At 62.4% G+C, this 19,829-nt stretch carries 21 protein-coding genes; 14 read left to right on the forward strand and 7 right to left on the reverse strand.

Going from position 1 to position 19,829, the window contains the following annotated elements; all coding sequences use genetic code 11:
• Positions 1 to 15: 15 nt before the first annotated feature.
• Positions 16 to 1,317 (reverse strand): TIGR03862 family flavoprotein, encoded by a 1,302-nt coding sequence (locus tag IC609_RS00710; protein ID WP_191817548.1) that lies wholly within the window; start codon positions 1,315 to 1,317, stop codon positions 16 to 18.
• Between the two features lie 100 nt (positions 1,318 to 1,417).
• Between IC609_RS00710 and trxA the strand changes: the two genes are divergently transcribed.
• The 6 genes from trxA (at position 1,418) to IC609_RS00740 (ending at position 7,107) form a co-directional block, all read left to right on the forward strand.
• Positions 1,418 to 1,750, forward strand: coding sequence for a thioredoxin TrxA (trxA, locus tag IC609_RS00715; RefSeq protein ID WP_191817549.1), 333 nt, complete (start codon positions 1,418 to 1,420; stop codon positions 1,748 to 1,750).
• A gap of 233 nt (positions 1,751 to 1,983) precedes the next feature.
• Positions 1,984 to 3,246, forward strand: a complete 1,263-nt coding sequence (gene rho / locus IC609_RS00720) for a transcription termination factor Rho (RefSeq protein ID WP_191817550.1) — start codon at positions 1,984 to 1,986, stop codon at positions 3,244 to 3,246.
• 82 nt (positions 3,247 to 3,328) lie between these two features.
• Entirely contained in the window at positions 3,329 to 3,586 is a 258-nt protein-coding gene (locus IC609_RS00725; RefSeq protein WP_191817551.1) for a type B 50S ribosomal protein L31, read from the forward strand.
• A gap of 99 nt (positions 3,587 to 3,685) precedes the next feature.
• On the forward strand, positions 3,686 to 5,389 hold the full coding sequence (locus tag IC609_RS00730; protein ID WP_191817552.1) for a hypothetical protein: 1,704 nt from the start codon (positions 3,686 to 3,688) through the stop codon (positions 5,387 to 5,389).
• A gap of 3 nt (positions 5,390 to 5,392) precedes the next feature.
• A complete protein-coding gene (locus IC609_RS00735; protein WP_191817553.1) occupies positions 5,393 to 6,745 on the forward strand; it encodes an MATE family efflux transporter in 1,353 nt (450 codons plus the stop codon).
• A gap of 59 nt (positions 6,746 to 6,804) precedes the next feature.
• Positions 6,805 to 7,107, forward strand: coding sequence for an antibiotic biosynthesis monooxygenase family protein (locus tag IC609_RS00740; protein WP_191817554.1), 303 nt, complete (start codon positions 6,805 to 6,807; stop codon positions 7,105 to 7,107).
• Here IC609_RS00740 and IC609_RS00745 read toward each other — a convergent pair.
• Complete coding sequence (locus IC609_RS00745) at positions 7,094 to 7,582, reverse strand: MarR family winged helix-turn-helix transcriptional regulator (RefSeq protein ID WP_191817555.1); 489 nt, start codon at positions 7,580 to 7,582, stop codon at positions 7,094 to 7,096. The two genes, IC609_RS00740 and IC609_RS00745, sit on opposite strands and share 14 nt — an antisense overlap.
• Positions 7,583 to 7,736: 154 nt before the next feature.
• Between IC609_RS00745 and IC609_RS00750 the strand changes: the two genes are divergently transcribed.
• The 6 genes from IC609_RS00750 (at position 7,737) to IC609_RS00775 (ending at position 12,417) form a co-directional block, all read left to right on the forward strand.
• On the forward strand, positions 7,737 to 8,432 hold the full coding sequence (locus IC609_RS00750) for a fumarylacetoacetate hydrolase family protein (RefSeq protein ID WP_191817556.1): 696 nt from the start codon (positions 7,737 to 7,739) through the stop codon (positions 8,430 to 8,432).
• Positions 8,433 to 8,511: 79 nt separating this feature from the next.
• Positions 8,512 to 9,543, forward strand: a complete 1,032-nt coding sequence (locus IC609_RS00755; protein WP_191817557.1) for a TRAP transporter substrate-binding protein — start codon at positions 8,512 to 8,514, stop codon at positions 9,541 to 9,543.
• A 103-nt stretch (positions 9,544 to 9,646) separates the two neighbouring features.
• A complete protein-coding gene (locus IC609_RS00760; RefSeq protein ID WP_191817558.1) occupies positions 9,647 to 10,135 on the forward strand; it encodes a TRAP transporter small permease in 489 nt (162 codons plus the stop codon).
• Positions 10,132 to 11,448: a TRAP transporter large permease gene (locus IC609_RS00765; RefSeq protein WP_191817559.1), complete on the forward strand. Its 1,317-nt coding sequence runs from the start codon at positions 10,132 to 10,134 to the stop codon at positions 11,446 to 11,448. Before IC609_RS00760 ends, IC609_RS00765 begins: the two co-directional genes overlap by 4 nt.
• An 89-nt stretch (positions 11,449 to 11,537) precedes the next feature.
• On the forward strand, positions 11,538 to 12,086 hold the full coding sequence (locus IC609_RS00770; RefSeq protein WP_191817560.1) for an NUDIX hydrolase: 549 nt from the start codon (positions 11,538 to 11,540) through the stop codon (positions 12,084 to 12,086).
• Between the two features lie 94 nt (positions 12,087 to 12,180).
• The gene (locus IC609_RS00775) at positions 12,181 to 12,417 is read left to right on the forward strand and encodes a hypothetical protein (protein WP_191817561.1); all 237 of its coding nucleotides are present in this window, start codon (positions 12,181 to 12,183) and stop codon (positions 12,415 to 12,417) included.
• 69 nt (positions 12,418 to 12,486) lie between these two features.
• Here the strand turns inward: IC609_RS00775 and IC609_RS00780 are convergent, their stop codons facing one another.
• Positions 12,487 to 14,133 (reverse strand): acyl-CoA synthetase, encoded by a 1,647-nt coding sequence (locus tag IC609_RS00780; protein ID WP_191817562.1) that lies wholly within the window; start codon positions 14,131 to 14,133, stop codon positions 12,487 to 12,489.
• Between the two features lie 83 nt (positions 14,134 to 14,216).
• Between IC609_RS00780 and dnaG the strand changes: the two genes are divergently transcribed.
• On the forward strand, positions 14,217 to 16,181 hold the full coding sequence (dnaG, locus tag IC609_RS00785) for a DNA primase (RefSeq protein WP_191817563.1): 1,965 nt from the start codon (positions 14,217 to 14,219) through the stop codon (positions 16,179 to 16,181).
• A 14-nt stretch (positions 16,182 to 16,195) separates the two neighbouring features.
• Here the strand turns inward: dnaG and cysE are convergent, their stop codons facing one another.
• Genes cysE through IC609_RS00800 form a run of 3 tightly spaced genes read right to left on the reverse strand, consistent with a single transcriptional unit; the run spans position 16,196 to position 18,134 of the window.
• A complete protein-coding gene (gene cysE, locus IC609_RS00790; protein ID WP_191817564.1) occupies positions 16,196 to 16,963 on the reverse strand; it encodes a serine O-acetyltransferase in 768 nt (255 codons plus the stop codon).
• A gap of 22 nt (positions 16,964 to 16,985) precedes the next feature.
• Positions 16,986 to 17,726 carry an RNA methyltransferase gene (locus IC609_RS00795; protein ID WP_191817565.1) on the reverse strand — a complete coding sequence of 247 codons (741 nt, stop codon included), beginning with the start codon at positions 17,724 to 17,726 and terminating at the stop codon, positions 16,986 to 16,988.
• A 36-nt stretch (positions 17,727 to 17,762) separates the two neighbouring features.
• A complete protein-coding gene (locus tag IC609_RS00800) occupies positions 17,763 to 18,134 on the reverse strand; it encodes a hypothetical protein (RefSeq protein WP_191817566.1) in 372 nt (123 codons plus the stop codon).
• A 241-nt stretch (positions 18,135 to 18,375) separates the two neighbouring features.
• On the opposite strand from IC609_RS00800, the gene IC609_RS00805 reads away from it, so the two are divergent.
• On the forward strand, positions 18,376 to 19,308 hold the full coding sequence (locus IC609_RS00805) for an inositol monophosphatase family protein (protein ID WP_225223936.1): 933 nt from the start codon (positions 18,376 to 18,378) through the stop codon (positions 19,306 to 19,308).
• Between the two features lie 30 nt (positions 19,309 to 19,338).
• Here IC609_RS00805 and IC609_RS00810 read toward each other — a convergent pair whose 3' ends face one another.
• Positions 19,339 to 19,800, reverse strand: coding sequence for a CBS domain-containing protein (locus IC609_RS00810; RefSeq protein ID WP_191817567.1), 462 nt, complete (start codon positions 19,798 to 19,800; stop codon positions 19,339 to 19,341).
• Between the last annotated feature and the right edge of the window lie 29 nt (positions 19,801 to 19,829).

Here is a 19,829-nt window from a genome sequence, read left to right on the forward strand (position 1 = left end):
ATTTGTATAAATTTGTTACTTCCAGTCGAAAATGCCTTCAGCGGCCCGTTTTCCGCTGGCCAGGCAGGCGGTCAACAGATAGCCCCCCGTGGGCGCTTCCCAATCGAGCATCTCGCCTGCGCAAAAAACCCCAGGCAGCTGCCGGAGCATGAGTTGTGGCGTCAATGCCTGCTCAGTCACGCCCCCGGCAGTGCTGATGGCTTCGGCCATCGGACGCGGCGCCTTGAGGGGCACCGGCAGACCCTTGATCGCTTGCGCCAGCGCCTGCGGCGAGGCCCAGATGTCTGCCGGGCACAGCTCGTGGATCAAGCCGGTCTTGACCCCTTGCAAACCCAGCCGACCTTTCAGATGGCTCGACCAGCTTCGGCTGCCACGGGGCCTTTTCACCTCGGCCAGCACCTGCTCCAAAGACTTGTCGGGCAAAAGGTCCAGGGTGAAATGCGCAGCACCCGAGCGAATCAGCGCATCGCGCAGAGGGGCCGAAGCGGCATAAATCAGACTGCCCTCGACCCCGGTTTGCGTCACCACAAACTCGCCTTTGCGGTACCAAGGGGCGTCGTCCTCGGCACTGGCGCCATCCAAGGCCACGGCCACGGACTTGAGCGGCTCTCCCGCAAAACGGGTTCGAAAGTGTTCGCTCCAACCTGCCCCATCCCGCCCCAGAACGTCAAATCCGCAGTTGGCGGGCTGCAAAGCAGCCACATCCACACCTTGCTGGGCCAGCAGCGCCGTCCAGCTGCCGTCCGAACCCAGCCGGGGCCAACTGCCGCCGCCCAGCGCCAGCAAGGTGGCCCGCGCCTTGACCTTGAGGGGCGCGCGCCCTTCGCTGCGGCCAAACACCATGCAGCCATCGTCCCAGCCCAACCAGCGGTGGCGCATATGAAACTGCACGCCCCCCCCCACCTGCGTGTGGCGCAAACGGTGCAACCAGGCGCGCAGCAAAGGCGCGGCCTTCATCTCGGTCGGGAAGACGCGCCCCGATGTGCCCACAAAGGTGTCAATGCCCAACTCCTGGGCCCAGGCCCGCACCTGCTCGCCGTCCAGCCCATCCAGCCATGAACCGACCCAAGCCTGGCCTTGGGCGTAGCGCTGGTCAAACTGGGGCCGGCGTTCAGAATGGGTGAGGTTCAAGCCCCCTTTGCCCGCCAGCAAAAATTTGCGCCCCACCGAAGGCATGGCGTCAAACAAATGCACCGAGCGCCCGGCATGGGCCAGCCAATCAGCGGCCATCAAGCCGGCCGGGCCACCCCCCACGATCACGACGTCGGCGTCCAAGGAGTCAAATGAAGCAACAGCAGGAGCAGCAGGCAAGGACATGGGGATCAGCGGTAGAGCCTCCGCGACAGACGGGGCATTGGGATTCTGTCAAAATAGCCGCAACTTTAGCTGCATATTCACTCTTGAAAAGGAACAGGCCATGGCCAGCGATTTGATCAAACACGTTTCTGACGCCTCTTTCGAAACCGATGTCGTCAATGCTGGCCAGCCAGTGGTGGTCGATTTCTGGGCCGAATGGTGCGGTCCCTGCAAAATGATCGCCCCCATCTTGGACGAAGTCGCAGGCGCCTACCAGGGCAAACTGCAAGTGGCCAAGATGAACGTCGACGAGAACCGTGACATCCCGGCCAAGTTCGGCATCCGTGGCATCCCCACATTGATGCTGTTCAAGGACGGCAAGCTCGCAGCCACCAAAGTGGGCGCCATGAGCAAAGCACAGCTCACCGCCTTCATCGACCAGCAATTGGCCTGAGCCCCCCTCGGGTCTTTCACAAAAACCGGGACACAACGTCCCGGTTTTCGTTTCTGGCGGCACCCTCTGAAAACCTGTCATAATTTCCGCTCAGCAAGCACCTGACAGGGTGCTCCTGCTCAGAGCCACCGGCATTGGACCTCGTGACCCTAGGCCCAGCCGGATCTGGACCCCTCCCCCCCGGTTTTTCTGCATACGGCACCAACAAGCCGTCTTGATACAGGCCATTTCCCATGCATTTGAATGAACTGAAGGCACTGCATGTGTCTGAACTCCTGAAGCAAGCCGACACGCTCGAAATCGAAAACACCGGTCGCATGCGCAAACAGGAGCTGATGTTTGCCATCATCAAAAAGCGCGCCAAAGCGGGCGAGCAGGTGTTTGCCGACGGCGTGCTGGAAATTCTGCCCGACGGGTTTGGCTTTTTGCGCAGCCCCGACTCCAGCTACACGGCCAGCACCGACGACATCTACATCAGCCCCAGCCAGGTGCGACGCTTCAACCTGCACACGGGCGACATGATCGAAGGTGAAGTGCGCATCCCCAAAGACGGTGAACGCTACTTTGCCCTGACCAAGCTGGACCAGGTCAACGGCGACCTTCCCGAGAACAACAAGCACAAGGTCATGTTCGAGAACCTGACGCCCCTGTTCCCCAAGGAGCAGATGCGCCTGGAGCGTGACATCAAGGGCGACGAAAACATCACCGCCCGTGTGATCGACATCATTGCGCCGCTGGGCCGCGGCCAGCGCGCCCTGATCGTGGCGCAGCCCAAGTCGGGCAAGACCGTGATGATGCAGCAGATCGCGCATGCCATCACTGCCAACTACCCCGATGTGCACCTGATGGTGCTGCTGGTCGACGAACGCCCTGAAGAAGTGACCGAGATGCAGCGCAGCGTGCGCGGTGAAGTCATTTCGTCCACCTTCGACGAACCCGCCTCTCGCCACGTGCATGTGGCCGAAATGGTGATCGAGCGCGCCAAGCGCCTGGTTGAGCTGAAAAAAGACGTGGTGATCCTGCTGGACTCGATCACCCGCCTGGCCCGCGCCTACAACAACGTGGTGCCCTCATCGGGCAAAGTGCTGTCGGGCGGTGTGGACGCCAATGCCCTGCAACGCCCCAAGCGCTTCTTTGGCGCGGCGCGCAATGTGGAAGAAGGCGGCAGCCTGACCATCATCGCCACCGCCTTGGTCGACACCGGCAGCCGCATGGACGAAGTGATCTTTGAAGAATTCAAGGGCACCGGCAACTGCGAAATCCACCTGGAGCGCCGCCTGTACGAAAAACGCGTGTTCCCGGCCATCAACCTCAACCGCAGCGGCACCCGCCGCGAAGAATTGCTGCTGCAGCCCGAAGTGCTGCAAAAGACCCGCATCCTTCGCCAGTTCATGTACAACATGGACGAAATCGAGGCCATGGAGATGGTCTTGAAGAGCATGAAAGCGACCAAGTCCAACGTCGAATTCTTCGACATGATGAGACGTGGCGGCTGATCCCCTATAATCCAAGGTTTTGCGGAAAGTGCGCACAGATTGGCTGGGGCGTGGCTACCGTGGTTTCAAAAAGGAAAAACCCATGAAAGACGGCATTCACCCGAACTACCGTGAAGTTTGCTTCCAGGACATGTCCAACGGCTTCAAGTTCGTGACCCGCTCCTGCGCCAACACCAAAGAAATGATCAAGATGGAAGACGGCCGCGAACTGCCATGGTTCAAGCTCGACACCACCAGCGAATCGCACCCCTTCTACACCGGCACCCAGAAGTCGGTGGACAACATGGGCGGTCGCGTCGAAAAATTCCGCAACCGTTTCGGCAAGATCACTTCCAAGTAATCCCGCCGCCGCAAGCGACAAGGGCAGCCCGGTTGACCGGCCTGCCCTTTTGTTTTGGGCTTCATCCCGCATGAGGTCAGACCTGTTATCTTTGCCAACGTGACGCCGACCAGCCCCGCCCTTGTTGCCCAAAATGCCGTGCGACGCTTGCCACGCACCGCGCTGATCCTGCTCAGCCTGGCTTATGTGCTGCCAGGCTTTCTGGGTCGCGCGCCCTGGAAGGCCTACGACATCGAAGCCTTCGGCTTCATGCTGCAACTGGCGCAGCCCACACCAGGCACGGCGGTCAGTTGGCTGCACCCGACTTTGCTGGGCCAAGTGGACGCCAACCTCGCCTTGCTGCCCACCTGGCTGGGGGCACTGTTCATACGGCTGGCCCCTTGGGGCATGGAAGCCGTGGCGGCGCGCTTGCCTTTCATGGCGATGCTGGGCTTGACCCTGGCATCCACCTGGTTTGCGGTGTATGCGCTGGCACGCAGCGACGCGGCCCAGCCCGTGGCCTTTGCTTTTGGTGGCGAAGCGCGCCCCGCAGACTACGCCCGCACCCTCGCCGATGGCGGCCTGCTGGCCCTGATGGGCTGCCTGGGCCTGGCCCAGCTTTCGCACGAAATCACCCCGGCACTGAGCCAGTTGTGCTTCACCGCCATGCTTTTTTGCGGTCTGGCCACCTTGCCCCGCAGAAAGGCCTTGAGCCTGCTGGCGGTGGCCTGCGGCATGCTCGGGCTGACCCTGTCGGGCGCACCCGTGCTGGCACTCATGTTGGGCGTTGGCGGCAGCCTGATCAGGGCTGTGGCTGATCCCAACCGCTCAGAACGCCGCTTGAACATGCTGGAGCTGGGCGTGCTGGCTTTGCTGTGCCTGTTGTCGATCACTCTGGCGGGGGCGCTGGACCTCTGGCGCTGGCGCATCGTGCCCCATGCCATGCCCGATGTGCATGTGTTTGGCCGACTGCTCCTGTGGTTCACCTGGCCTGCAGGCCCGTTGGCCATCTGGGCACTGTGGCGTTGGCGCTACCAGCTGGCTCGGGGCTGGCGCTTTGTGCACATCGGTCTGCCGGTCTGGTTTGCCGCCGTCACGGTGGGCACCACCTGGTTCACCGGCCTGACCGACCGTGCACTGCTGCCTGCCTTGCCCGCCATTGCCGCTTTGGCCGCATTTGCCCTGCCCACCTTGCGTCGCAGTGTGGGGGCGTTCATCGACTGGTTCACACTGCTGTTCTTCAGCATCTGCGCCCTGATCATTTGGGGGGTATGGATCTCGATGGAAACAGGCATCCCTGCACAACCCGCACGCAATGTGGCACGCGCAGCGCCCGAGTTCATCCACACGTTTTCACCCGGCCTGCTGACCGTGGCCGTGTTGGCCACCCTGGCCTGGTGCGCGGTGCTGCGCTGGCGCACCGGGCGTCACCGCCCCGCCATCTGGAAGTCGCTGGTCCTGCCCGCCGCAGGCACCACCTTGTGCTGGTTGCTGCTCATGACCTTGTGGCTGCCTTTGCTCAACCACGGCCGCAGCTATGCGCCTCTGGTCCAAAAAATCCAGGCCCTCACTGGCCCAGCCACGTGTCTGCAATACGCCGGACTGAGCAAAGCGCAAGGCGCGGCTTTTCTCTACCATGGCCGGGTCCAGCTGCAAGCGGCCAGCCAACCCACGCCGGCATGCACCTGGCTGATCGCCGACAGCGGGCAGCTGCCTCGCCTTGCGGGCCAACTCCAGCAACTGGGTTGGACAGAATCTGCCCGCGTGCTGCGCCCCACCGACAACAATGAAACCCTGGTGCTGTTCAAGCCCGCGCAGGACTGAGCGGTGTCCGAGCTGCGAACGATTGCCCGGCACGCCGGCACTGTGCTGATCGGGCAGCTGGCGGTCATCGCCTATGGCGTGGCAGACACCGTGATCGCAGGGCGCGTGAGTCCACAAGCACTGGCCACGCTGTCGCTGGCCTCCTCCATCTACATCAGCGTCTATGTCGGGCTGAACGGCCTGATCCAGTCGCTGCTGCCCATTTGGGCCGAGCTGCGCGGTGCAGGCCAATACCCGCAGATTGGCCAATCGGTCAGGCAAGGCTTGTACCTGGCGGCAGGCGCAGGGCTGCTCGGCATTATGGTGCTGTGCTTTCCAGACCCCTGGCTGTTGTGGACCGATGTGCCGCCAGCGCTCTGGCCTGAGGTGCACGCCTACCTGCAGGTGCTCGCACTGGCCCTGATCCCGTCCTTGCTGTTTCGGATGTTCAGCACGCTCAACCAGAGCCTGGGCTACCCGCGACTGGTCACCTGGCTGCAGGCGGGTGGCCTGTTTGTCAAAGTGCCCCTGTCGGCCAGCCTGACCTTTGGCCTGGCGGGCATGCCCGCATTGGGGGTGGTCGGTTGCGCCTGGGCCACGTTGGTGGTCAACAGCCTCATGCTGCTGACCGGCATCTGGCTGCTGCACACCCAATCGATTTACCGGCCTTACCGGCTGTGGTTGCCGCTGGAAGCCCCTCATGGCCCCACATTGCGGCGCTTTTTGCGGCTGGGGCTGCCTGCGGGCTTGTCCATCATGGTGGAGATCACCTCCTTCACCCTCATGGCCTTGTTCATTGCGCGGCTCGGGGCCAGCGCACTGGCCAGCCACCAGATTGCCGCCAACATGGCCGGGGTGCTGTACATGATCCCACTGGCTTTGGGCATCGCCAGCAGTGCGCGCACAGGCTATTGGCTCGGCGCCAACCAGCCACAGCGCGCCCGCGAGGCCGCCCGCACCGGACTGACCCTGGCTGCTGGCATGGCGCTCGTGTCTGCCTGCGCTCTGTGGTTGGCACGCGAACCCTTGGCACAGCTGTTCACCGCCGACCCGAGCGTGGCCCTGGCCGCGGCAGTCTGGCTGGGCTGGGTGGCGGCCTACCACCTGACCGATGCAGTGCAAACCGTTTGTGTGTTTCTGTTGCGCTGCTACCGCATCACCCTGGCACCGCTGCTCATCTACACCGTGATGCTCTGGGGTGTGGGCCTGTTCGGGGGTTACCTGCTGGCATATCGGGGACTGGGCCCTTGGGCCGCGCAGCCAACGGTAGGCAGTTTCTGGCTCACCAGCTTCGCCGCGCTCGCGGTGGTGGCCCTGCTGTTTTGCGCATTGCTGTGGCGGGCCGTGCGTGTACCGCCAGCGGCGTCAGACTGCTGAGCCACCAGACGCGACTTTCGGGTAAGGTAGCGGGTCTCATTCAACCTGAACCTCGCACCATGATCCTCGAACTCGCCGACATCCGCATACAGCCCGGCCAGCAAGCCGCCTTTGAAGAAGCCATTGCCCGGGGCCTGTCCACCGTGGCCAGCCGCGCCAAGGGCTACCAGGGCGCCAAGGTCAACCGGGGCATCGAGAGCCCGGAGCGCTATGTGCTGCAAATTTTCTGGGACACGCTGGAAGACCACACCGTGGGTTTCCGTGAATCGCCCCTGTTCACCGAGTGGCGCGCCATTGTGGGGCCCTTCTTTGCTGCGCCCCCCGTGGTTGAACACTTCGAGCTGGCCTTCAAATCCGCCTGAACGGACCTGAGCCTCGGTACAACAGATCTCTGGGACTGTCCTGCTGCTCATGGCCCGCGACCAGGCGGGCCAGCAAATCGAGGAACTGCACCTGCTCACTCGCCGACAAGGGGGCCAGGATGTTTTTCTGGACTTGCGACACCGCAGCAGACATCTGCACCACCGCCTGAGTCCCAGCGGGCGTGACAAACAGCAACTTGCGCCGCCGATCTTGCGCATCGGCCTGACGGCGCAGCCAGCCCTTGGCCTCCAGCCTGGCGATCACCGACCCCGATGTTGCCGGATCGAACGCCACGGCTTTGGCCAGCGTGACCTGGTCCCCGCCGGGTGCGTCGATCACGGCATTGAGCAAGGCGAACTGCACCGGGGTGATGTCGAAGTCGACCAGCACACGGGCAAACTCGGCCACCGCGATTTGCTGCGCACGCCGGATCAGATGGCCCGGGGCCTGGGCAAAATCAAAACTGCGTGTCATGTCGGGAACAAAACCAAGGGTTTTCCTTGATGAATTAAAGTGCAGAAACGGGCCGCAGATCAGTAGACTCATCCCCTGACAACGGCGTCGATTGTTGCAGTGTCAGTCACACCCTTGTGACGGCTTTGGGACCCTCAACTGCGAAAGCTCATCCATGGATTATCTCTTCAGCCCACCTGCGCCCGTGACCGTGCCCGTCAACGGCGAATCCCGAGCGTTCCCTGTGCACCGCATTTACTGCGTGGGCCGCAACTACGAAGACCACGCCAAGGAAATGGGGTTCACTGGGCGCGAGCCACCTTTCTTCTTCCTCAAGCCTGCCGACACCCTGGTGGTGGTGCCCAATGGCCAAACCGGCACCATGCCCTACCCCAGCCTGACGTCCAACCTGCACCATGAAATCGAACTGGTGGTGGCCATTGGCGTGGGCGGCAAGAACATCCGGGCTGCCGACGCCGTCAAGCACATTTACGGCTATGCCGTGGGTCTGGACATGACCCGCCGCGACCTGCAAAACGACATGAAGAAACAAGGCCGCCCCTGGTGTATCGGCAAAGGCTTTGACCACTCGGCCCCGATCGGCCCCATCACGCCCCTGGCGCAAGCCGGTGACGTGAACAATGCCGAGATCAGCCTGCAGGTCAATGGCGCTGACCGCCAGCGCAGCAACGTGGCCAAACTGATCTGGAACGTGGCCGAAACCATCGAACACCTGTCTGCCGCCTGGGAACTGCAACCCGGCGATCTGATTTACACCGGCACGCCCGAAGGCGTGGCCGCTGTGGTGCAAGGCGACACCCTGGTGGGCACTGTCGCCGGCCTGGGCACCCTGAGCGTCCAAATCGCATGAGCGCCCTTGGGTAAGTACCGATTAACCGACCGATCGGTTGGTTTAAGATGAATTTTGATTTTTGCCACCTGGAGACTACATGACTGCCATTCTGAAAAAAACGGCCCTGGCCGCTGGTCTGATCTGCACCGCCTGGGGCGTACAGGCCCAAACCGTGACCCTCAAGGTTCACCACTTCCTGGGCCCACAGTCCATTCAGCACACCACCATGCTGGGTGACTGGTGCAAGAACATCGCACGCGACTCGAAAGACCGCCTCAAGTGCGACATCTTCCCGGCCATGCAATTGGGCGGCACCCCGCCACAGCTGTTTGAGCAGGTGCGCGACGGTGTGGTCGATGTGGCCTGGACGCTGCAAGCCTACACCCCCAAGCTGGCCAAACTCGAGGTGTTCGAGCTGCCCTTCATGATGACCAACGCCGAGGCCACCAGCCGTGCCGCCTGGGACTTCGCGCAGAAGTATGCGCAGGACGACTTCAAGGACGTCAAGATGCTGGCCATCCATGTGCACGGCCCAGGCAACATCTACAGCAAGTCCAAAGCCGTGACCACCATGGCCGACTTGAAAGGCATGAAAGTCCGCGCACCCACACGCCAGGTCAACAAAATGGTGGCCATGATGGGCGCCACACCCGTGGCCATGCCCGTGCCACAGGTGCCTGAAGCCCTGTCCAAAGGTGTGATCGACGGTGCTGTGATCCCCTACGAAGTCGCGCCTGGCCTGAAGGTCAACGAGCTGACCAACTTCACGGCCGAGACCGACCGCAGCTACAACGCGCTGTACACCACCGTGTTCGTGTTGCCCATGAACAAGGCCAAATACGACGCATTGCCCGCCGACCTGAAGGCCGTGATCGACAAAAACTCGGGCCGCGAACTGTCGGCCTTCATGGGCAAGACGCAAGCTGGTCAGGACGTGCCCAGCAAGAAGGTGTTTGAAGCTTCTGCCAACCAGAAGATCAGCGTGATCCCCAAGGCCGAGCTGGAAAAGTGGAAAAAAGCCACCGACTCGCTGGACGACGCCTGGGTGGCCGAAATGACCGGCAAAGGCTTTGACGGCAAAGGCATGCTGCAAACCGCGACCGACCTGATCAAGCAGTACACCAAGTAAGTTGCTGAAGATCACAACCGGAACAAAGGCCTGTGCCTTTGTTCCGGTTTTTTGATCCTGCTGCGCTTGCGCACCGATTCATCACTCTCCCCGACCGAACACCATGATGTTTTCCACCACCCTGGCGCGGCTTGCCCGGCTCTGCAGCATTCTGGGAGGTCTGCTCATGACCGCACTGATGCTGATGACCTGTTACAGCCTGATTGGCCGCAACGTGTTTGACACCGCGCTCATCGGCGACTTCGAGCTGACCGGCATCGGCTCCGGCGCCGCCATCGCTTTTTTCATGCCGCTGTGCCAATTCAAGCGCGACAACATCATTGTGGATTTCTTCACGGCCAACCGCAGCGCCGCCTTCAACCACAAGCTCGACCGCTTTGGCGACCTCTTGATGACGGTGATCTTCTTCCTGCTGTCCTGGCGCTGCGCACTGGCGGCCGTCAACGCCAAGGAAACCATGGGTGCCTCCATGCTGCTGGGCTTTCCCGACTGGATCGTGTTCACCAGCATGAGCATTCCTTTTGGGCTGACCACCGTGATTGCGGCCATGCAAACACTCTCCAAGTTCAACCCTGAGGAGGCCAGCGCATGACCCCGATCCAACTGGCTTTGCTGATCTTCGGCGTGATGCTGTTCCTGATGGTCGTGCGCGTGCCCATTGCGGGTGCCATGTTCATTGCAGGCGCTGCGGGCTTTGTGCTGCAGTCCGGCTTGGCACCCTTCCTGAACTTTGTCAACAACCTCGCGTTTGCCCGGCTGGCCAACTATGACTTGTCGGTGATCCCGCTGTTCATCCTGATGGGACACTTTGCCACGCAGGGTGGCATCAGCAAGGCCCTGTTCCAGTTTGCCGCTGCGGTCATGGGCCGCTTCAAGGGCGGTCTGGCCATGGGCGCGGTGCTGGCTTGCGCAGCCTTTGGTGCCATTTGCGGTTCTTCGGTGGCCACGGCGGCCACCATCACGGGCGTAGCCTTGCCTGAAATGAAGCGCCACGGCTATTCGGGTCGCTTGTCCACGGGCACTTTGGCTGCGGGTGGCACGCTGGGCATCCTGATCCCGCCGTCGGTCCCGCTGGTGATCTACGCCATCCTGACCGAGCAGAACATCGCCAAACTGTTTGCCGCCGCCATGATGCCCGGCATCATCGCCATGGTGGGCTACATGATCGCCATCGCCATTTATGTGCGCGTGGTGCCTGGCCAGGCCCCGGACAGCGAAGACGTCGAGAAGCTCACTTTCGAATCGCTCAAGGGCATCCTGCCGATCGCGACCATCTTCATCATCGTGTTCGGCGGCATCTATGCCGGCTTCTTCACACCGACCGAAGGGGCGGCGGTGGGGGCCACCTCGACCTTTGTGGCGGCCCTGCTCAAACGCGAGCTGACCTGGGCCAAGTTCCTGGAATGCTTCCACGCCACGGCGCTGAGCTCGGCCATGATCTTCATGATCTTCATGGGTGCCGATGTGATGAACGCCTCGCTGGCCCGCACCCAGGTGCCCGGCCAGCTGGCCGAGATGGTGGTGGCCATGAACCTGGCCCCACTGATGGTGGTGAGTGGCATCCTGCTGCTGTACGTGGTGCTGGGCGCGGTGATGGACGAGCTGTCCATGCTGCTGCTGACCATCCCGATCTTCTTCCCCATCATCATGAAGCTCAACTTTGGCATGACGCCTGAGCACACCGCCATCTGGTTCGGCATCATGGTGCTGATGACCGTGGGCTTTGGCATGCTGGCGCCACCCGTGGGCTTGAACGTCTATGTGGTCAACGGCATGGCCAAGGACGTGCCCCTGAGCGAAAGCTACAAAGGCATCATGCCTTTCCTGATCAGCGACACCCTGCGCACCTTGCTGCTGCTGTTCTTCCCGGGCATCAGCCTGTACCTGATCCAGTACCTGACTTGATCATGCAACGGGGGCTTCGGCCCCCGTTGTTTTGAGGCAGGACTTGGTAGACTTGACCGCATCCATGAACTTGCAGCGCAGACGACCCCATGAGCTTTGATCGCACCATCCGGCACTGCCGCCAATGCGGCCACCCGGTCGCCAAGCGCCTGCCCGATGACGGCGACACGCGCGAGCGCGACATCTGCACCGTCTGCAGCACCGTGCACTACATCAACCCCCTGAATGTGGTTGGCACCGTGCCCTGGTGGGAGGACCGCATCCTGCTGTGCAAGCGCAACATCGAGCCCCGTCTGGGCAAATGGACGCTGCCCGCAGGCTTCATGGAGCTGGGCGAAACCACTGCCCAGGGCGCCGCCCGCGAAACCGTGGAAGAAGCCGGAGCCCAATTCGAGATCGAAGACCTGTTCACCGTCATGAGCGTGCCCCGCGTGGGGCAGGTGCATCTGTATTACCGCGCCCGCCTGACCAGCGACCAGTTCGATCCTGGCCACGAAACGCAAGAAGCCCGGCTGTTCCGCGAAGACGAGATTCCTTGGGAAGAACTGGCCTTTCGCACCGTGCGCGAAACCCTGCAGCGCTACTTCGCGGACCAGCGGGCGGGCCGCTTTGGCACCCACGCTTTTGACATCGAGTGATTTTTTCAACCACACAGCTGAAAAAGCCCTGGGTGAGACCGGATAATCGCCATGCGTTTTCCCCTTCCGGGGAACATCTTTTCAAAGGTTTTTCATGATCAAGACACTCAGCGCACTCACCCTGAGCCTGCTGGCCGCCAGCGCCATCGCTCAAACTGCAGCCCCCATGCCTGCGCCCGTGGCACCTGTGGCCCCCGCGGTGGCGCCTGCCGCACCTGCAGTGACCGCCCCGGCCAAAGCCGAAGCGCCTGCCGACAAAAAGGCCGACAAGAAAAAGGCCCACAAGGCCAAGAAAGCCAAAAATTCAAAGAAGCACAAAAAGGCCGATTGAACCCGCTTCCCCGACAGTCAACAAGGCCCCATAGCTGGGGCCTTTTTGCTGGGTGCCGCCTGCCAGGCGTCAGACATCAATGGCCGCAGCCGATCCGGCCTGCTTGCGCAGCTCGAACTTCTGGATCTTGCCCGTGCTGGTCTTGGGCAACTCGCCAAACACCACCGCACGCGGCACCTTGAAGCCTGCCAGATGCTGCTTGCAGTGCGCCACGATGGCTTCGGGCGTGGTGGTGGCCCCGGCCTTGAGCTCTACAAAAGCGCAGGGTGTCTCGCCCCAACGCGCATCGGGCTTGGCCACCACGGCTGCAGCCAGCACATCGGGGTGGCGGTACAGCACGTCTTCCACTTCGATGGACGAGATGTTCTCGCCGCCCGAGATGATGATGTCCTTGCTGCGGTCCTTGATCTTGATGTAGCCGTCGGGGTACTGCACCGCCAGATCCCCGCTGTGGAACCAGCCCCCAGCAAAGGCTTCTTGTGTGGCCTTGGGGTTCTTCAGGTAGCCCTTCATGGCGATGTTGCCCCGGAACATGATCTCGCCCATGGTCTCGCCGTCCTGCGGCACGGGCTGCATGGTTTCAGGGTTCAACACACGCACATCGCGCTCCAGGTGGTAGCGCACGCCCTGGCGCGCGTTCAGGCGGGCCCGCTCGCCAATGTCCAACTGCTGCCAGTCCTCGTGCTTGGCGCAAACCGTGGCCGGGCCGTACACCTCGGTCAGGCCATACACATGGGTCAAATCAAAGCCCATCTGCTCCATGCCCTCGATCATGGATGCAGGCGGCGCAGCACCCGCCACCATGGCCTTGACACCTGCGGGCACGCCCTCCTTCATGCTCGCTGGCGCATTGACCAGCAGGCCATGCACGATGGGCGCGCCACAGTAATGTGTCACGCCGTGCTGGCGGATCGCGTCGAACACCGCCTGCGGCTCCACGCGGCGCAGGCACACGTTTACCGCTGCACGCGCCGCCACCGTCCAGGGGAAGCACCAGCCATTGCAGTGGAACATGGGCAGTGTCCACAAATACACCGCGTGCTTGGGCATGTCCCATTCCAGCACGTTTGAGATGGCATTGGTCGCCGCCCCACGATGGTGATAAACCACGCCCTTGGGGTTGCCTGTGGTGCCGCTCGTGTAATTCAAGGCAATCGCGTCCCACTCATCAGCAGGCAAGTCCCAGGCAAACAGCGGGTCACCTCCGGCCACGAAGTCTTCGTAGCTCAACGTGCCAAGTTTTTCGGCGGGGCCGCTGTACAGGGCGTCCTCCACGTCGATCACCAGCAGCGGCGCCTTGGACTGGCGCAGCGCCAGGGCCTTTTTCATGGTGCCCGAAAACTCCGGGTCCACGATCACCGCCTTGGCCTCGCCGTGGTCGAGCATGAAGGCGATGGTTTCAGGGTCCAGTCGGGTGTTGAGGGTGTTGAGCACGGCACCCGCCATGGGAATGCCGAAGTGCGCCTCCACCATGGGCGGGGTGTTGGGCAGCATCACCGCCACGGTGTCGTTCTTGCCTATGCCTGCCTGGCGCAAAGCGCTGGCCAGGCGGCGTGTGCGGGCATAGGTCGTGGCCCAGTCCTGGCGCAGATCGCCGTGCGCCACCGCCAGACGGTTGGGGTACACCTCGGCCGTGCGCTCAATGAAGGACAGGGGCGACATGGGCGCATGGTTGGCGGGCGTCTTGGGCAAATCCTGGTCGTAAATGCTGCTCACGGTGTACTCCTCGGGTATTCAGGGGCCGATTTCAATGCATGGGACTGACAGGAGGCTGAAGCCGGATGGGCGACAATCACCCCATGGCGATCCCCCAGTCATTCTTGCAGGAACTGCTCAACCGTGTCGACGTGGTCGAGGTGGTGGGCAAGTACGTCCAGCTCAAGAAGGGCGGCGCCAACTTCATGGGGCTGTGCCCCTTCCACGGTGAAAAATCCCCCAGCTTCAGCGTCAGCCCCACCAAACAGTTCTTCCACTGCTTTGGCTGCGGCAAGAACGGCAATGCCATCGGCTTCCTGATGGAGCACACGGGCATGACCTTCATCGAGGCCGTCAAGGACCTGGCCCAGCAAGTGGGCATGCAGGTGCCCGAAGAACAGCAGTCGCCCGAAGACCGTGCCCGTGCTGCTGCCGCCAAAGCCAAGCAGGACAGCCTGACCGATGTGCTCGAAAAAGCCGGGGCGTCTTACCGCGAACACCTCAAGACCAGCCAGCGGGCCATCGCCTACCTCAAGGGCCGGGGCCTGTCCGGCCAGATCGCCAAGCGCTTTGGCCTGGGCTATGCGCCCGAGGGCTGGCGCAGTCTGGCCAGTGTTTTTCCGGAATACGACAACCCGCTGCTGGCCGAATCGGGCCTGGTGATCGTCAACGAAGAAGACGACAAACGCTACGACCGCTTTCGCGACCGGATCATGTTCCCGATCCGCAACATCAAGGGCGAATGCATCGGCTTTGGCGGCCGGGTGATCGGCGACGGCACGCCCAAGTACCTGAACTCCCCCGAAACCCCGGTCTTCCACAAAGGCCGCGAGCTCTACGGCCTGTACGAAGCCCGCGAAGCGCTGCACAGCGCGGGCTACGTGCTGGTGACCGAAGGCTACATGGACGTGGTGGCCCTGGCCCAGCTGGGCTTTGCCAACGCCGTGGCCACCCTGGGCACCGCCTGCACGCCCGACCATGTGCAAAAGCTGTTCCGCTTCACCGACTCGGTGGTGTTCAGCTTTGACGGTGACGGCGCAGGTCGCCGCGCCGCCCGCAAGGCGCTCGACGGTGCCCTGCCCTACGCCACCGATGTGCGCAGCATCAAGTTTTTGTTTTTGCCAGCCGAGCACGACCCCGACAGCTACGTGCGCGAGTTCGGCCAGGACGCCTTTGCCGAGCAGATCAAACAGGCCATGCCCCTGTCGCGCTTTCTGATCGAAGCGGCCAGCGCCGACTGCGATTTGCACACCGCCGAGGGGCGAGCCCGCCTGTCCAGCCAGGCCCGCCCGCTGTGGCAGCTGTTGCCCGAGGGCGCGCTCAAGCAGCAGCTGCTGGCCGAACTGGCCCAACTCATCCAGCTCGAAACCGCTGGACTGGAGCGCCTGTGGGGCCAGCAAGCGGCCAGCGACCAGCGCTTTGCGCCTGCTGCCTCGCCCGCAGCAGCCGCGCCAACCCGGCAAGCTGCGCCGCCCCCGGAATACGCGGGCTATGCCAGCTCCAGCGCGCCAGCCAAAAGCTGGCCACGCAAATTCGACAAAGGCTCGGGCAACAGCCGCTGGCGCAGAACCGCGCCACCGCCCAACACCGGGCCACGCACCTTGCCCGCCAGCCGCGCCGACCACGCCGCACGCCTGCTGCTGGGCAACATGGCCTTGTGGGAAACATTGGCCAGTGAAGACCAGGCCATGCTGTGCGAGCTGCCCATGCCCCACGGCATGTTGTTCGCCTGGATGGAGGCACAGTTCCACGAACACGGCCCCCTGGGTTGGTCAGCGCTCAAGGCCGAAATGCAAGGCCAACTCTTTGCCGAGCAGGCCGAGCGCTGGATGGCCCAGCACGCCTTGGGTGCGGGCGACGACCCCACACCACCCGACATCCATGAAGCACGCCAGGAGTTGCGCGGCTTGCTGAATTTGTTGCTGATTGACCGCTTGAAACAGCTCGAAACCGAGGCGCTGACACAAGCGCAAAGCGGCAAGGACCCGGAGGCCCTCAAACGGTACGAAAGCCTGTACCGCAGACGGCTGGAGTTGAGCGCCCAAAGCCGGTCAGTCGCCAGCGACTGACCTGAGCCAGGGGCTCATTTGCCCACCAGCTCGTTGAGCTTGTCGGCTTCGAAGGTCTCGCTGCGGGCCGCATCACCGGGCATCTGCACCTGTTGCTGGGCACACAACTGCTCCACGGCTTTCCAGAGCATGGCGATCTGGTGCTCCTGACCTGCGGCGTTGTCGATCAGGCCGCGAAGCGCCTGGCTGACCGGATCGTCTTCCTGGGTGATGCCATAGGCGTTGAACTTGCGGTCGGTGCCCGACACATCGGCACTCTCACCCGCCTTGGACGGGATGATGCGAGCCGGAATGCCCACCGCCGTGGCCCCGGCAGGCACGGGCTTGATGACCACCGCATTGCTGCCGATCTTGGCACCATCGCCCACCACAAAGCCGCCCAGCACCTTGGCACCCGCGCTCACCACCACGTCCTTGCCCAGCGTCGGGTGGCGCTTGGTGCCTTTGTAGAGCGATGTACCACCCAGAGTCACCCCTTGGTAGATGGTGCATCCGTCACCGATTTCAGCGGTCTCGCCCACCACCACGCCCATGGCGTGGTCAAAAAACACACGGTGGCCAATCTTGGCACCAGGGTGGATTTCGATACCTGTCAGCCAGCGCGAGATGTGCGAAATGAAACGCCCCAGCCACTTGAAGCCGTGGTTCCAGCACCAATGCGCCCGGCGGTGCAGGATCAAGGCATGCAGGCCCGGGTAGCAGGTGAGCACTTCCCAGGCGCTGCGGGCGGCCGGGTCGCGTTCAAGGATGCACTGGATGTCGGCGTGAAGGCGGGAAAACATAGGCTCCAAGTCTATCGCTTGCTCAATGCCCTTGTGGGGGTCGACGGGCAGCTTCCATCATGACCTTGGCCACGCCGCGCAAAATGTGGATTTCCTCGGGCTGCAGATCGGCCCGATTGAACAGTTGGTTCAGTCTGGGCATGAGCTTTTTGGGCGCCGCCGGGTCCAGAAAACCGATCTCGGTCAAAGCCTGCTCCCAGTGACCCAGCATGCCCGCTACCTGCTGGGCATCGGCCCTGTCCACAGGGCTGGCCGCTGCCTGCACCGGGAAACCGCCCAGCGCCATGCGCCAGTCGTAGGCGACGACCTGGATGGCCGAGCCCAGGTTGAGCGAGCCAAACGTCGGATTCGTCGGGATCGAGAGCGCCACATGGCAGCGGTAGACGTCCTCGTTTTTCATGCCGTAGCGCTCAGAGCCAAACAAAAAGGCCACCGACTGCTCGGGCGCACCAGGTCGGGTCAATTCGGCAAAGTGTTCACGCGGGGCCCGAGTGGGTGGCCCGAAGTCGCGCGGCGTCATGGCCGTGGCGCACAAATGGGTCACCCCGTCGAGCGCCTCATCGAGCGTCTCGACCACACGGGCCTTGGCCAGCACGTCGTTGGCCCCGCTGGCGCGCTGAATGGTCTCTTCCTTGCGCAGCACGTTCTGCCAGCGCGGCTTGACCAGCACCAGCTCGTCAAAGCCCATGACTTTCATGGCCCGGGCCGCAGCGCCCACATTGCCGGCATGGCTGGTTTCGATCAGGATGAATCGGGTTTTCATGCCCCGATTGTCCATGCAAGTCCTGGGGCCAGTGCTTCAGGCCAGTGAAAAGTGACGCACCGCCACCAGGCTCAGGGTGAGGCAAAACGCCATAGCGCCCGAGCGGATCAGTCCATGGAGCGTGGCATCGGCTCTGCGCCTGCGCCACAACACCACCAAGGCCGACGCCAAAAAAGGCGAGAGGATCAAATTCACCCAACGCAAAGGCGTCCAAACCAGCAAGGCATGGCTCCACATCACCACCGACAACAAGCCCGCCAAAGCCCCGACAGCCAAAGTCCCCAGCAGATCGATCATCCACCGCACGGCTCTGGGCTCTTGGCGGGGTTCACGCAACAACAGAAATGGCAGGTTAGGCAAACCATTGATGAGCATTTCGCCCAACAACCACAGCAAAAAATCAAGCACAAACGCTCCTTGGGACTGGTTTCGACCTGTCCGTGGATTGTGCTTTCAATCTCACCTTAAGTTCACTTTGGTCTTCAATCAAAGTAAGCAAATGAATCCCTCAGGGCATGGCGTTTCGTATGTCGTCAGCAGACAAGGAGGATCCTTAGATCTCCTGCGCCAAGCATTTGTTCATTTATGCGAAAATACGCACTTCACCTGCGCGATCGTGCGCTGGTCAATCCAGCTCTTCACACAATTCATGTCGTCCACACTCCACCCCATGCTCAACGTGGCCATCAAGGCTGCGCGCGCCGCTGGCGCGATCATCAACCGCGCGGCCCTCGATGTCGAATCCGTTCGGATTTCGCAAAAGCAGGTCAACGACTTCGTGACCGAGGTGGATCACGCCAGTGAAGCCGTCATCATCGAGACGCTGCTCACCGCCTACCCCGACCACGGCATCCTGGCCGAAGAATCGGGCAGCACGCATGGCAACCCGGGCGCTGACCACATCTGGATCATCGACCCCCTGGACGGCACCACCAACTTCATCCACGGCTTTCCCGTTTACTGCGTGAGCATTGCCCTGCAAGTGCGCGGCAAGATCGAGCAAGCCGTCATTTACGACCCCAGCCGCAACGACCTGTTCACCGCCACCAAGGGCCGTGGCGCGTTCATGAACGAACGCCGCATCCGCGTGAGCAAGCGCACCCGCCTGCCGGAGTGCCTGATCTCCACAGGTTTTCCCTTCCGCAAGGGCGACAACTTCAACAACTACCTGCGCATGATGGGCGACGTGATGCAACGCACCGCTGGTCTGCGCCGTCCCGGTTCTGCCGCGCTGGACCTGGCCTATGTGGCCGCAGGCTTCACCGACGGCTTCTTTGAAACCGGCCTGTCCCCCTGGGACGTGGCTGCGGGATCGCTGCTCGTGACCGAGGCGGGCGGTCTGGTGGGCAACTTCACGGGCGAGTCCGACTTCCTGGAACAAAAGGAATGCCTGGCAGGCGCCCCGCGCATTTACGGCCAGTTGGTCAGCATCCTGGGCAAATACAGCAAATTCGCCAGCGCAGGCGACAAGGCCGCGGTGCGTGCCGCGGTCGAAACGCTCAAGCGCGGTGGCGCAGCTGCCGAAGGCGAAGACACTGGGCTCAACGCCCCCGCTGACGACACCAACAACGCACCGTTTTGAGCCCCCGAGCCTCGCGAGCTGGCCTTCGGGTCAGTGACGCCGGACATGCTCTTGCCGAATGGCCGCATCCATCGTGCCAATGAGCATGTTCAGCTCGCGCACGAGGATTTTCAGCACATCGTCCATCGTGACCAGGCCCATCAGCTCATCCTGAGCATCGACCACGGGCAGTCGGCGTACGCCATGGTCGCGCATCGCCCGCATCAGGTCGGTCAGTGAATCGGCCTCGGCCACCGTGATCAGCCGCTCCGACATGATGTCCTCCAGACACAAGGGCTCAGCTTGGAGGCCTGTGGCCACCACAGCCATCACGATGTCGCGATCGGTCACCATGCCGCAAACCCGGCGGCTGCCGTTGTCTTCGTCAACCACCACCACCGACCCCACATGGTCTTCGCGCATCAGCTGTGCGGCCGCCACCAAAGAAGTTTGTCGGTAGCCCACGGTGACCTTGCGCTTGCAAATTTCGCCGGCCGTCAGTTGTTTGCCCATGCTTTTGCTCCTGATCATTCCAGATGGGT

The organism is Limnohabitans radicicola, from assembly GCF_014837235.1.
GTDB lineage: Bacteria > Pseudomonadota > Gammaproteobacteria > Burkholderiales > Burkholderiaceae_C > Limnohabitans_A > Limnohabitans_A radicicola.